Below are 12,534 nucleotides of genomic sequence, written 5' to 3'. Positions count from 1 at the left end.
GACAGATGAGCCGTTCTAATCCATGCGCAAACTCCCTCCCCTGAGCGCGCTGCGCGCGTTCGAAGCCGCGGCGCGGCGCGGCGGCTTCAAGGCCGCGGCCGAGGAACTCAACGTCACGCCGACCGCGATCAGCCACCAGATCCGCCAGCTCGAGGACTGGCTCGGCGTGAAGCTGTTCGAGCGCCGCACGCGTAGCGTGCGCTTGACCGACGGCGGCACGGCGCTGTTTCCCGCGCTTCGCGACGGATTCGACAGCTTCGAGCGCGCGATCGAAACGACGCGGAACCTCGATGGCGGCAAGGTCGCGACGCTGACGTCGACCGTCGCGTTCACGGCCAAATGTCTCGCCGCGCGTGCGGGCGGGTTCCGCGCGGCCTATCCGGACTGGACGCTTCGGCTCGATGCGACGAATGCGGTCGTCGATCTCGACCGGTCCGCCGACGCGTCGATCCGGTACGGTCCCGGCTACTATGCGGGGCTCGTGTCGGAGCTGCTGTTCAAGGATCACTTCGCGCCGGTGTGCCGCCCGCATCTGGCGATCGCGACCGCGCAGGATCTGCAGCGCGCGACGCTGATTCACTTCGACTGGGGCGCAGCCGTTCGCGACGATCCGCGCGCGATCACGTGGGCGCATTGGCTCGGGGCGGCCGGAATGTCGGGCATCGATCCGAACGCGGGGCTGCGCTTCAACGACGAGATTCATGCGATGCAGGCCACGCTCGCCGGACAGGGGGTCGGCCTGATCAGCCTGACGCTCGTGGCCGACGAACTCGCCAACGGTACGCTCGTACAGCCGTTCGATCTCGCGCTCGAGAGTTTTCAGTACGACCTCGTCTATAGTCCGCGGTCGGCGAGTCGACAGGCCACGGCGATATTGAAGCGCTGGGTGCGCGGGGAATTTGCAGACGCCGACGCGCCTGAGCGGGTGTCGGATTGCGGCGTGCTGTGCGAGGCTGCGGAGGAGTGATGCGGCGTATCGGCCGTATCGATGTGCCGGTCGTTGGCCGCATGCGACGCGGCCGACCGCCCCGCCCAGCGGAAACAGCGCGGTGATGCGCGCGACCTGCGGCAACGCTCGCAGTTCCGCGACCCGACCGCATCACATCCGCGCCCCCATCGCCTCGACCATCTGCATCATCACGCGCGCGTTACGCTGCGCCACGTCCCGGTAGCAGTTATTGAACAATACGTGCGTCTGCGCCGCGCGTCCCGCGATTTCCGTGATCGGGCCCGCCAGCTCGCGCAGTTCGTCGTCGTTGTACTCGTAGTTGAACCGCTCGGCCACCGTCGGCGAGCCGTTCCATGTTGCCGCGTTGCGGCCATGCAGCCGCACGATCGCGAGCTCGCTCGACGTCGCCTCCCACACCGAGTGCACGCGCTTCGTCACGCCTTCCGGCGCATCGACGATCACGTGCACGATCCCGTGCGCGCGCTCCATCGCCAGCGTCGATTCGCGGTGCTTCTCGTCGAACCAGCTCTCGTGCCGGAATTCGAATGCAGTGAGCAGCGGATGCATGCGCTCGGCGCAATGCTCGACGTGCGCGCGCGACTTCGGCGCCGCGGTTACCCAGTGCGGAAACTGAAACAGCACGGCGCCGAGCTTGCCTGCGTCGTGCAACGGCCGCAGCGCCTCGAAGAAGCGCGACCACAGTTCCTCGACGATCGGCGCCGGCACGTCCTTGTAGTAGAGGTTCTTTTTGCCGGTGCTCGGCAGCTCGGCCTGCAGATCCTTCGGAAAGAACTTCGGCTCCGTCTGATGGCCGGTGAAGAGCCGGAACGCCTTCATGTCGAACACGAAGCCCGGCGGCGTCCGCTCCACCCAGAGCGCACTGTTCGTCGCGCTCGGCATCGCGTAGTACGACGAATCCACCTCGACCACCGGAAACACGCTCGCGTAATACCGCAGCCGCGCCTCCGCGCTCTTGAAGCCGGGCCGGTAAAAAGCGCCGCATTCGATCAGCGTCTTGTCGGCCCAGGAAGCCGTCCCTACGAGTATCGACATACGCGTCTCCGGTTAAGCGACGGTGCGCGGGCGCTCGGCGCGCGTCGTTCCGCGCTCGCTGCCCACAGCAAGGGTTGCGGCGCAAGCGTACGCAAACCGCCTCGAACTGACAATTCGCGCTGTCCCGCAATCGCGCCGTCGCAAAAATTGCGCCAGCGCGATCGCTGCATAGCCGGCGTGGTGGCGCGCGCTCCTGCGTGCGGCACGCGCCTTGCGACAGCCTTCCCGCCCTCACGGACGGGGATGCAGATGACGTTGGATACACGGCTGCGCGACCTGCGCAGGACGATGCGCGAGCGATTCGGAATCGGCCGTCTGCGCGGCGGACAGGAGGCGATCATCCGCAGCGTGCTTGCGCGGCGCGATACGCTCGCCACGATGCCTTCCGGCGCTGGCAAGTCGCTCTGCTACCAGTTGCCGGCCCTGCATCTGAACGGCGTGACGCTCGTCGTTTCGCCGCTGATCTCGCTGATGAAGGATCAGGCCGACAAGCTGCATGCGCTCGGCATCGACTGCTTGCTGTTGAACAGCACGGTGAAGCGCAAGGACGAGCAATCGGCGTTGCAGGCGTTGCGCGACGGCCGCACGCGGATCGTCTTCGTGACGCCCGAACGACTCGCGCAGCCCGCGTTCGTCGACGTGCTGGCGGGCGGTACGCGCGCGCCGGTCGAACTTGTCGTCGTGGACGAAGCGCACTGCGTCTCGAAGTGGGGCCACGATTTCAGGCCGGCCTTTCTCGACATCGCGCATGCCGTCGACACGATCGGCGGCCCGCCCGTCCTGGCGCTCACGGCCACCGCGACGCCCGAGGTCGTCGACGACATCGTGCACGGACTGCGGCTGCGCGCCCCCACGATCGTGCGTACTGGGACGTACCGGCCCAACCTGCACTACCGCGTCGTTCATACGGGCGGCGGCCACGGACGCCGCGAAGCCGCCCGCGCGCTCGAACTCAAGCAGCAGCGCCTGCTCGACCTGATCGGCGAACTACGGGGCGCGGGCATCGTCTATGTCGCGACCGTGCGCGACGTGCAACGCGTATGGGCGTGGCTCGCGGCGAGCGGCGAAAGCGTCGCGCGCTACCACGGGCGGATGCCGGCCAGGGAACGCCGTGACGAGCAGGACCGCTTCATGAACGGCGACGCGCGCCTGATCGTCGCGACGAACGCCTTCGGCATGGGCATCGACAAGCCGGACGTCCGCTTCGTCATCCACTACCAGATCCCCGGCAATCTGGACGCGTATTACCAGGAAACCGGGCGCGCCGGGCGCGACGGCGAAGCGGCCGATTGCGTGCTGCTGTTCGACCTCAACGATCGCCGCATCCAGCAGTTCTTCCTCGCCGGGAAGTATCCCGATGCCGCACTGGTATTGCAGGTGTTCGATGCGATCGCGGCAGCGACCGGCGACGCGCAGCAGGAAGCCGCGTCGCCCTCGGCTGGATCGGCACGCACGCCGCTGTCGGGGAAAGCGCTCGCGGAAAAGCTGACGGACGTTCCGTCCGGCAAGCTCGACGTCGCGCTCGCGATGCTGATCGACGCGCGCATCGTTCAGCGCGACCGTCAGCATCGCTACCGGTTGCGCAAGGGCGCGGCGCCGACGCAACTGCGCGACGCGATTCCGGCGGCCGCAGAGCAATTCCAGCAGATGCGCGAACGCGATCGCAAGGCATTGCAGCAGATGATCGATTACGCGCAAAGCGGACGCTGCCGCTGGCGAATGATGCTCGAGTATTACGAGGAAGACACGAAGATCGAACGCTGCGGCACTTGCGACAACTGCCTGCATCCGCCGCATGTCGAGCCGCTGCCCGAAGTGCATTCGCCGGCCGCGATCGCGCGGCGCCGCGCCGAGCGCGTGGCCGAGCAGACGCGCGGATGGTCCCGTGGAGAGAAAGCGCGCGTCGCGCGATTCGGTGTCGGCGAGGTCGTCATGGCGACCGACGAGCAGGTCGCGATCCTGTTTCCCGATGGCAACGTGCGCACGTTCGTTGCGGATCGCGTGCGACACGTGCGCGATGCCGAGCCGCGCAATCGCAACGTGGGAAGCACATCGGCACGTGAGGACACATAGCGCGCCGGCCGGCGGCACGGCGCTTGCGGCTCGCATGCAGGCGAAGGGCGCGGTCGCGTCGTCTTCGTTGTTCGCGCCGTGCTTGCAAAACGATGGTCAAAGGAACCCCCATGCAGACATCAACCAGCACTGAAGGTCATAGGCCACATGTCGCGCTCGCTCTGCAAGGCGGCGGCGCGATCGGCGCGTTTCAGGCGGGCGTGCTCGAGGCGCTCGATACCGCCGGCGTACACATCGATGCGTGCTGCGGCGCATCGATCGGCGCGATCAACGCGGCGCTGTTCTTTGGCAACGAGCCTGCCCGCAGGATCGAGCGCCTGCGCGCATTCTGGGACGCGATCTCGGTCCCCGACGGCTTGTCGCATGCGGTATCCGCGGGCTGGCTGCTGCCGTTCATCGACGATTCGACGATGCGGCGCGCGCTCGCCGAAGCGGAGCAAGGCTACGCGATGATGGCCGGGCTGCCGGGCTTTTTCAGCCGCCGACTCGTGGTGCCCGTGCTGCGCGGCAACGGCAACCCGGCCAACGCGAGCGTGTTCGACATGCAGCCGCTGTTGCGCACGCTCGCGGCACTGTGCGATTTCGATCGTCTCAATGCAAGCAGTACGCGCGTGAGCGTGGTGGCTACGCACGTCGCGAGCGGCGACGCGCATTTTTTCGACAATCGGGACACGCGTCTCGACGTCACGCGCATCGCTGCATCGAGCGCGCTGCCGCCGTGGTTTGCGCCCGTGAAGATCGACGACGAATGGTACTGGGACGGTTCGCTGTCCGCGGGCCTGCCGCTGAAGCGCATCGTCGAAACGGCGCCGGCGGACAGACCGACGGTCGTGCTGCGCGCGGATCTCTGGAGCGGCGAAGGCGCCGTTCCGGACAACATGACGGATGTCGAAATCCGGCAGAAAAATATCCTGCAGGCGAGCCGGGCGGCGCTGTTCGAGCAGGGATGGCGCGATGTTTCGGAACTGCAGGCGACGCTCGCCCATGCGCTGGAGCGCATCGATGCGCGCGCGATCGCGGACGATCCCCGGCTGGCGCACGCCGCATCGCGGCTGCCGCGTCACGCGCTTCGAATCGTGCCGGTCGACTACCGCAGGACGCAATGCGAGACGCACTTCAAGGACGGCCAGTTCGGCAAGGCGGCGATCGCCGAGCATTGGGAGAATGGGCGGCGCGCGGCGGAGGCCGTGTTGGCGGAGGTGGGTTGACGATGGCGGGAAAGAAGGTGGACGTCGCTCGCCGTCCTGTCGGCTGGAAGCCCTCGATCGCCCGCACCGTCATTTTCCCGACTGCGCCGTTCCCTTCGGATCCGGGCCATATGCCGTCGCGACCTTGCGCTGCTCCTCGAGCCTCGCCTCTGCCTGTTGAAGGCTTTCACGGCATTCTCCCGCCGGGCAATCGGCGAGCGGGTTATAGCCGACGCTTTCCAGTTCGGCGAGCTCCGCGCGAACCTGGGCGCGTGTGAGCGCAGCTGTGGATTGTGCGAAACCGATGGCCGGTACGAGGACGGCGATGGCAATGACGGCAACTTTGATCAACGAGTTCATGGTCCTACCCTTCTAACGAAACGTCAGCCGCGCACGACCGCAGCAACATGGTTAGTATTAGGCCTTAAGGGTAATTACCTAGTCCATTGACTTCGTTTGCCGATGGGTTGAGCGTTCGGTTAAGCCGTGCCGCTCCCTCCGTGCAATGTGTCGCGTTCGGCGAGCGGCCGGAAAAACCGGCTCCACGCGATGCTCACAAGAACCGTCGCACATCCGCCGGCGACGACAGAGGCGACCGGACCCAACGCGGTCGCACTCAAGCCCGATTCGAATTCTCCCAGTTGATTGCTCGCGCCAACGAAGAGCGTGTTAACCGCAGCGACGCGTCCGCGCATGCGGTCCGGCGTTTCGAGCTGAATCAGCGTTTGCCGAACGACGACGCTGACCGTGTCGGCCGCGCCCGAGATCGCGAGCAGCGCAAGCGACAGCAAAAACGAGCGCGACAACCCGAACGCGGCAATGCAGACGCCATACGTCGCGACCGCAACCAGCAGCTTCTTGCCGACCCCATTGCCGATCGCCCGGCGTGACAGCACGAGGCCGACAGCGAGCGCGCCCACGGCGGGCGCCGAGCGCAACAAGCCGAGGCCTTGCGGCCCCACGTGCAGAAGTTCCTTCGCATACACCGGCAGCAATGCGGTGGCGCCACCAAACAGCACGGCGAACAGATCGAGCGAGATGCCGCCCAGCAACAACGGATGGCTCCATACGAAGCGCAAGCCCGCAAGCACCGAGTCGGTCGTTACCGGTTCGCGCGGCGGCGCGACGTAGTCGTAGCGGATCAAGGCATACATCACCGCGCTCGTGCAAAAAAGCGCCGCACAAGTCAGATAAAGCGCGTTGATGCCGGTCGCGAACAGCAGGCCGCCCAGCGCAGGACCCACGATCACGCACACCTGCTGGACCACCGTGCTCAGCGCCATCGCGCGCGCGAGCAGGTTCTGCGGGACGAGCATCGGCAGCAGCGCCTGCTGCCCCGCCATCTGGAATGGCCGGATCGCGCCCAGTAAGAGAGACAGTGCCAGCAGCAGATCGCGTGTAACGACCTGTGCCGTCGTCGCCGCGGCGAGCACGGCGGCCACCACGGCCTGCCCGACGAGACACGCAGCCACGATCCGCCCGCGGTGCAGGCGGTCCGCACAGTGGCCGGCGAGGAACGTGGTGCCTAGGCCCGGAACGAACTGAAACAGGCCCACCAGCCCGAGATACCACGCACTCAGCGTCAGCTCATACATGTGCCAGCTGACGGCAAGCATCAGCATCTGCTGCGCGCTGATGGCGCCCGCTCGCGCAGCGAGGAACTGGGCCAGCAGACGACTAGCGGACGCTTTTGTTCGCATAAGCCTGTGCGCCCCGCCCGTCCTGCGGCTCCTCACATCCGCTTTCCTTGATCTTCGGCGCCCACTTGCGCCGCAGCAGCACCACCGTGCTCGTCGCGCCGAGCAACAGGAACCCGAAAATCGCCGCCATCGGCAGCGTGTAACTGTGGCCTACATGCAAGAGCCAGCCCGACAGGCTCGCCGACACCCCGCCCGCGAGGCTGGTCGCCACTTGCTGCAGGCCCGTGTTCAGGCCCACCGCCGGCTTGGGAATCAACGTGAGCTTGACCAGCGCGAGATTGTTTGCGGTGACGAGCCCCACCAGCGAAAGTGAAGTGACGTTCCAGAACAGCGCCGACTGCAGCGACGGCGCATATGCGCCGAAAAGCACGGTCGTACCGCCGACGAACCCGGCGACGATGAACGACTTGCGGACCAGTACCGCGTCATGGCCGCGCGCGATCAGCCGATCCGCGGCCCATCCCGCCAACGCAGCCACCAGCGCAATGCCGGCAAAGCTGAAGAACGTATAGAGCCCCGACTCCCGCAGCGAAAGTCCCCGTTGTTCGACGAGATACGCCGGCATCCAGGTCATGCAGTAGAACGCGAAATAGCTGTAGCAGAAATTCGTGATGAGGCCGCCCCAGACCACGGGGCTCGCTAGCAGGTTGCCGAGCGGCACCGATGCCGCCCGACGCTTTGCCGCCGCCAGTTCTGCTCGCGACGGGAAGTCGTTGGGCAGCAGCATCTGCCACGGCAGCAGCCATACCAGTCCCGCGAGCCCCGTGATCACAAACATCGCATTCCAGGAACTGGCCGCAGTCAGCCACGCGGCGAGCGGCGCGCCGAGCGCCGGTCCCATCTTGCCGCCGATCGAATAGATGCCGAGCGCCGTGCCCTTGCGGGTCTCGTCGAAATGGTCCGCCAGATACCGATAGGTGGCGGGCACCACCACGGCTTCCGCTGCGCCGATCACGAGGCGCACGAGGATCAGTGCGGACAGCGTGGTGACGAGGCCAGTGGCCGCGGCCGCAAGACACCACAGCAAGAAGCACACGGAGTAAGGCCATTTCACGCCGTAGCGGTCGACGAGCCAGCCCATCGGCATCTGCAGTAGGCCGTACGACCAGAACATGGCGGAACCGAGCCAGCCGCGCTCGACGTTCGTCAGCGCGAAGTGCGCGACGAACCGATGATCCGCGAGCGCCGCCGACATGCTCGTGCGGTCGACGAACGAAATCATCAGCCCCAGCGCGAGCAGCAGCAGAACGGTCCACCGGCGCTCAGGCCGCACTGCTTCCTTTCCCACGATCTGCACGGGTCGGTCTCCGGTTTTTGATGTTCTATTGCGCTACGCTGCCTGCCATTACTCGAGATTCGCGGTCACGTCATCGAACAACTCGTCCACCGACAGGCGCCGCGGCAGAATCTTCTGGTCGAGCGCCCACTCGATCGCGAGTTCGATGCCTTTACGGTTCGCTTCCAGCCCGATCGGCGGGAACACCGCCGGCACGCCTTCGGCCAGCGAGCGGCTTTCCACGATCATCCGATAGATTTCGCGCACGATGTCGGGGCGCTCCTTCGATACACGCTCGTGTACCACGAACATGTGATTGATCGGCACCACCTGTTCGCGCGCGAACCAGTCCTTCGCGGCCCGCTGCGCATCCGGCACCAACGTGCGCACGCGCTCATCCTTCGGCATATCCTCGCCGAGCAGCGCAGCAGCCAGTTCGCCGCGAAGCATCATCTCGGGAATCGACGAGCCCTTCGGCAGCCGCTGACAGTTCGGCGGATCGTTGTACTCGGCCAGATGCCCGTCGTTCAGCGTCATCCATGTGACCTTGTCCAAATCCACGCCGTACTCGTGGCGCAGGATGCCGCGAATCCACAGCGCGGTGGTCTGCGTGTACGTGCGCACGCCCACCTTCTTGCCCTCGATGTCCTTCGGGTCGAGATGGCCGAAGTCGATGTTGTAGCCCGCGCAGTGATGCTGGAAACGACCCGAGATCGGCGTCGGCAGCAGCACGTACGGCTTGCCGTACGCCTTCGCCTGCAGGAACGTGACGATCGCGAGCTCGCCCGCGTCGAATGCGCTCTCGCGCACCATCGCCTTGAAGCCGTTGTGCGCGGGCGTCGGCCCGCAGAAGTCGAGCGTCACGAGGTCGGACTTCACGCGACCGTCGCGCATCGCCTTTGTGACCGCATATTCGGACAGATTGGTGCGCAAGGTCGGCACCCCGGTCAGTGTCGTGGTCATTGCTGTCTCTCCATACTCGGTGGTCTTCATCCTTTTATCGCCGGCTATAACCGAACCTCGATCAGGCGCGGTCCAGGCTCGCGCGTCGCATCGACGAGCGCCTGATAGAAGGCCTGCGCCGTGTCCACGCCGACGCCGGGCACACCCATGCTTTTGGCCATCGCGAGCCAGTCGATGCGCGGACGGTCGATGTCGATCATCGAGAGCGCGCGCTCGCCCGGCGTTCCCGCGCCCATGTTCGCGTACTCGGCCTTCAGGATCGCGTAGCTGTTGTTCGCGAAAATGATCGTCGTGACGTTCAGGTTCTCGCGCGCCTGCGTCCACAGCGACTGGATCGTGTACATTGCGCTGCCGTCGCCGACCATGCAGATCACGCGCCGCTCCGGACAGGCCAGCGCTGCGCCGGTGGCCACCGGCGTCGCATAGCCGATCGAGCCGCCCATGTTGTTGATCAGGTCGTGCGGCGCCGCGCCCATCGTGTGGCCCATCGTCTCGCGGCCGGTGGTCAGCGATTCGTCGACGACGATCGCGTTTTCCGGCAGTGCGGCCGAGAGCGCGTGTGCAATGCTCAGCGGCGTCAATGCGCCTTCGGGCACCGGTGTTTGCACGCGCGCCTGCAGCACCGGCCGGACGCTTCTCGCATTCAGCGCATCAAGCAGCATCTCGAATGCGAGTGCGCTGTCTTCGTCGGCTTCCACCAGCGTGTGCACGAGCGTGCCTTCGGCCTTCAACAAGCTCGGTTTGTCCGGGTATGCGAAGAACGCGACCGGCTCCTGGGTCTCGACCGTGACGATGTGCCTGAAATCCTTCAGGAACGCCTGTGCGAGCGGCACCGCATAAGGGATTCGCTCGATCGGCACGCGCCCCGCCCCGCGCTCGATGCGCGCGGTGAAGAACTGCGAGCCGAGCCGCGCACCGGTTGCCGCTGCGACCTTGCCGGCACGTTCGAGCGCCGCACCGCGCGTCGCGCGATTGCCGAGAATGATCAACGTCGGCTCGCCCGAGCGCAGCACCTTCGCGACGTGCTCGATACGGGCCGGATTCGGCGCCGTGCGAGCCGCCACCGTGCGCGGCGGCGTAAGCGCGGCAGTTGCCTGCTGCCACGACGTATCGCCTGGCAGGATCAGCGTCGCGATCTTGCCGGGATGCTCCGAAGCCTTCGCAACGGCGGTCGCCGTATCCCACGCGATCGTGTCCGCCGAATCGGCGCGGCGTATCCAGTGGCTGAGCGGCCGCGCCAGTCCTTCGATATCCGAGGTGAGCGGCGGATTGTATTTGAGGTGCGAAGTCGAATGCTCGCCGATGATGTTGACCATCCCCGACGATGCCCGCTTCGCATTGTGGATGTTCGCGAGGCCGTTCGCGAGGCCGGGCCCCAGATGCAGCAGCGTCGACGCGGGCGTATCCTTCATCCGGTACCAGCCGTCGGCCGCGCCGGTCGCGACACCTTCGAACAGGCACAGCACGCTGCGCATTTTCGGGTTCTCGAGCGCCGCCAGAAAATGCATCTCCGACGTGCCCGGGTTTGCGAAGCAGATATCGACGCCTTGATCCACCAACGTCGCGACGAGACTTTGCGCGCCGTTCATTTAGTAGCCCGCCGCCTCACGCGCCATCCCGACCACGCCGTAGCTGCGCATCGGCGCGGACAGCAGCAGGCCGTATCCCTCCTCGAGCACGCGCTTGTGGTTCTTTGCCGAAACGTGCGGATGCGCGACTACGACGTCATGACGCTTGCACGTATCGACGATTCGGCGCATCGCATCGACCACGATCGGGTTGTCGTAGTCGCGCGGACAACCGAGCTCCTGACTCAGATCGCCCTCGCCGATCATGATGAAGCCGATCCCCGGTACGTTCGTCAGGATGTCGTCGAGGTTCTCGATTGCCTCGGTGCTCTCGCACATCAGGCCCACGAGAATTTCTCCTTCCGGTGCAAGCGGCCATACGTCGGCCTTCTTGTAGTACTCGGCTATCGTCAGGCCCCAGTAGCGCGATGCGTTCGCCGGGCCGTCGCCGCGCACGCCTTTCGGCTCGTACAGCGAGGCATTCTTGGGCCGCGCGTAGCGGCACGACGCGACCGCGTTGTAGGCCTGTTCGACGGTCGAGACGTGCGGCCAGATCACGCCGTACACGCCGCGATCGAGCACTTGCTTGGCGAACGCCTGGTTCATCTCGGCACCGTTCGCCGGGATACGCGCGAGCGGCGTAACGCTCGGTGCAATCGAACCGGAGGACGCGATCGCCTTGCGGTTCAGCAGGTACTGCAGCGCATCGCCCAGCGCGGTGACGTCGTACGGATTGTGCTCCATCTCGAAGACGAGACCGTCGTACGGCGATTCGCTCATGTCGATCGCGGTCTGCCGGTCGAGTTTCGAAAACGCGGCAAACGCGGGCTTGCCCGATTCGAACGCGCGGATCAGGCCATTCAGGCGGGTTTGGCTCATTGGGTGTCTCCGTGGTGAGTCATGTGCGTTCTTATGCCAACGCCGGATACAACTTCAGCGCGGTCTTGCCGAAAATCCACTCGCGATCCGTTTCGCTGAGACACTGCAGTCCGTCCTGAGCGGTCGCCAGGATTTCGGCGAGCGTGCCCGGCGAAGTCGGGAAGTTCGAACCCCACGCAAGGCGCGCAGCGCCGAACGCTTCGACCACGCGCGGAAAAAACGTCTCGGCGCTTGCCTTTTCCTTCTTCACATCGCCGAAAATGCGCGGCGTGAGCTTCAGGTAGACGTTCGGCAGATCCGCCATCGCGAACAGGCTCGCAGCGTTCGCGTACGGCGGCCCGTCGAGGACGTCCGGCCGTGCGAGGTGGTCGAGGACGATGTTCACGCGCGGGAACTTCTGCGCCAGCATCCGAACCTGCGGCAGGCCGATCGGCCCGGTCTGGATGCACATCGGCAGCTTCAGCTCCGCGAGAATCTCCCACGCGCGAAACGACTTCGGATTCTCCAGCTCGCTCGGATCGAAGTCCTTCGTCGAGCCGCCGGTGAAGATGCGCAGCCCCGCCAGACCGCTGCCGACCCACTTTTCGATGACCGATGCAACGTCGTCGGCCAGCATGTCGACCGAGCCGACGGCAACGAGTCGATCCGGAAACCGCGCACAACTGTCGACCACGTAGCTGTTGTCGAAGCCATACGTCGTCGACGAATGCACGACGGCCGCCTTCGCGACACCGGCTTCGTCCATGGCGCTGATCAACGCTTCAACGGTGTTCGGCCGTTCCTGCGACCATTCCGAGCGCTTGCCGAACAGCGGCGCCGGTGGGTAGCGCTTCTCGTCGTCCGAGATAATGTGCGGATGAATATCTACGATTGATGTCATGGCGTT

General features: G+C 65.7%; 11 protein-coding genes. 3 read left to right on the top strand and 8 right to left on the bottom strand.

Annotation, left to right across the window (positions count from 1 at the left end; translation table 11 throughout):
• Positions 1-22: 22 nt before the first annotated feature.
• Positions 23-967 (top strand): LysR substrate-binding domain-containing protein, encoded by a 945-nt coding sequence (locus ACSHSS_RS06490; RefSeq protein ID WP_105783509.1) that lies wholly within the window; start codon positions 23-25, stop codon positions 965-967.
• A 132-nt stretch (positions 968-1,099) separates the two neighbouring features.
• On the opposite strand, the gene ACSHSS_RS06485 is transcribed toward ACSHSS_RS06490, so the two are convergent.
• Positions 1,100-2,002: a DUF72 domain-containing protein gene (locus ACSHSS_RS06485; protein WP_445544738.1), complete on the bottom strand. Its 903-nt coding sequence runs from the start codon at positions 2,000-2,002 to the stop codon at positions 1,100-1,102.
• A gap of 243 nt (positions 2,003-2,245) precedes the next feature.
• On the opposite strand from ACSHSS_RS06485, the gene ACSHSS_RS06480 reads away from it, so the two are divergent.
• Positions 2,246-4,075, top strand: coding sequence for a RecQ family ATP-dependent DNA helicase (locus tag ACSHSS_RS06480; protein ID WP_445544737.1), 1,830 nt, complete (start codon positions 2,246-2,248; stop codon positions 4,073-4,075).
• Between the two features lie 110 nt (positions 4,076-4,185).
• On the top strand, positions 4,186-5,283 hold the full coding sequence (locus tag ACSHSS_RS06475) for a patatin-like phospholipase family protein (RefSeq protein ID WP_445544736.1): 1,098 nt from the start codon (positions 4,186-4,188) through the stop codon (positions 5,281-5,283).
• Between the two features lie 69 nt (positions 5,284-5,352).
• Here the strand turns inward: ACSHSS_RS06475 and ACSHSS_RS06470 are convergent, their stop codons facing one another.
• The 7 genes from ACSHSS_RS06470 to ACSHSS_RS06440 form a co-directional block, all read right to left on the bottom strand.
• Positions 5,353-5,622, bottom strand: a complete 270-nt coding sequence (locus ACSHSS_RS06470; protein WP_060144634.1) for a DUF4148 domain-containing protein — start codon at positions 5,620-5,622, stop codon at positions 5,353-5,355.
• A gap of 119 nt (positions 5,623-5,741) precedes the next feature.
• Entirely contained in the window at positions 5,742-6,962 is a 1,221-nt protein-coding gene (locus ACSHSS_RS06465; RefSeq protein ID WP_445544735.1) for an MFS transporter, read from the bottom strand.
• Positions 6,940-8,259: an MFS transporter gene (locus tag ACSHSS_RS06460; protein WP_445544734.1), complete on the bottom strand. Its 1,320-nt coding sequence runs from the start codon at positions 8,257-8,259 to the stop codon at positions 6,940-6,942. The genes ACSHSS_RS06465 and ACSHSS_RS06460 overlap by 23 nt, the downstream gene beginning before the upstream one ends.
• A gap of 48 nt (positions 8,260-8,307) precedes the next feature.
• Positions 8,308-9,201 (bottom strand): phosphate ABC transporter substrate-binding protein, encoded by an 894-nt coding sequence (locus ACSHSS_RS06455; protein ID WP_445544733.1) that lies wholly within the window; start codon positions 9,199-9,201, stop codon positions 8,308-8,310.
• Between the two features lie 44 nt (positions 9,202-9,245).
• On the bottom strand, positions 9,246-10,790 hold the full coding sequence (locus ACSHSS_RS06450) for an acetolactate synthase large subunit (protein ID WP_200021035.1): 1,545 nt from the start codon (positions 10,788-10,790) through the stop codon (positions 9,246-9,248).
• Positions 10,791-11,648: an HpcH/HpaI aldolase family protein gene (locus tag ACSHSS_RS06445; protein WP_006403946.1), complete on the bottom strand. Its 858-nt coding sequence runs from the start codon at positions 11,646-11,648 to the stop codon at positions 10,791-10,793.
• 31 nt (positions 11,649-11,679) lie between these two features.
• The gene (locus tag ACSHSS_RS06440) at positions 11,680-12,528 is read right to left on the bottom strand and encodes an amidohydrolase family protein (protein WP_048803830.1); all 849 of its coding nucleotides are present in this window, start codon (positions 12,526-12,528) and stop codon (positions 11,680-11,682) included.
• Positions 12,529-12,534: the final 6 nt, after the last annotated feature.

It is taken from the genome of Burkholderia sp. BC1 (genome assembly GCF_052683555.1).
The sequence above is the reverse complement of the archived record's forward strand: the minus strand, read 5'-3'. Positions and strand labels throughout refer to the sequence as shown.

Excerpts from the sequence above, each read along its gene's own strand:
- ACSHSS_RS06440 (WP_048803830.1), bottom strand. The coding sequence starts at position 12,528 with ATGACATCAATCGTAGATATTCATCCGCACATTATCTCGGACGACGAG.
- ACSHSS_RS06485 (WP_445544738.1), bottom strand. The coding sequence starts at position 2,002 with ATGTCGATACTCGTAGGGACGGCTTCCTGGGCCGACAAGACGCTGATC.
- ACSHSS_RS06475 (WP_445544736.1), top strand. The coding sequence starts at position 4,186 with ATGCAGACATCAACCAGCACTGAAGGTCATAGGCCACATGTCGCGCTC.
- ACSHSS_RS06450 (WP_200021035.1), bottom strand. The coding sequence starts at position 10,790 with ATGAACGGCGCGCAAAGTCTCGTCGCGACGTTGGTGGATCAAGGCGTC.
- ACSHSS_RS06465 (WP_445544735.1), bottom strand. The coding sequence starts at position 6,962 with ATGCGAACAAAAGCGTCCGCTAGTCGTCTGCTGGCCCAGTTCCTCGCT.
- ACSHSS_RS06480 (WP_445544737.1), top strand. The coding sequence starts at position 2,246 with ATGCAGATGACGTTGGATACACGGCTGCGCGACCTGCGCAGGACGATG.
- ACSHSS_RS06470 (WP_060144634.1), bottom strand. The coding sequence starts at position 5,622 with ATGAACTCGTTGATCAAAGTTGCCGTCATTGCCATCGCCGTCCTCGTA.
- ACSHSS_RS06445 (WP_006403946.1), bottom strand. The coding sequence starts at position 11,648 with ATGAGCCAAACCCGCCTGAATGGCCTGATCCGCGCGTTCGAATCGGGC.
- ACSHSS_RS06455 (WP_445544733.1), bottom strand. The coding sequence starts at position 9,201 with ATGACCACGACACTGACCGGGGTGCCGACCTTGCGCACCAATCTGTCC.
- ACSHSS_RS06490 (WP_105783509.1), top strand. The coding sequence starts at position 23 with ATGCGCAAACTCCCTCCCCTGAGCGCGCTGCGCGCGTTCGAAGCCGCG.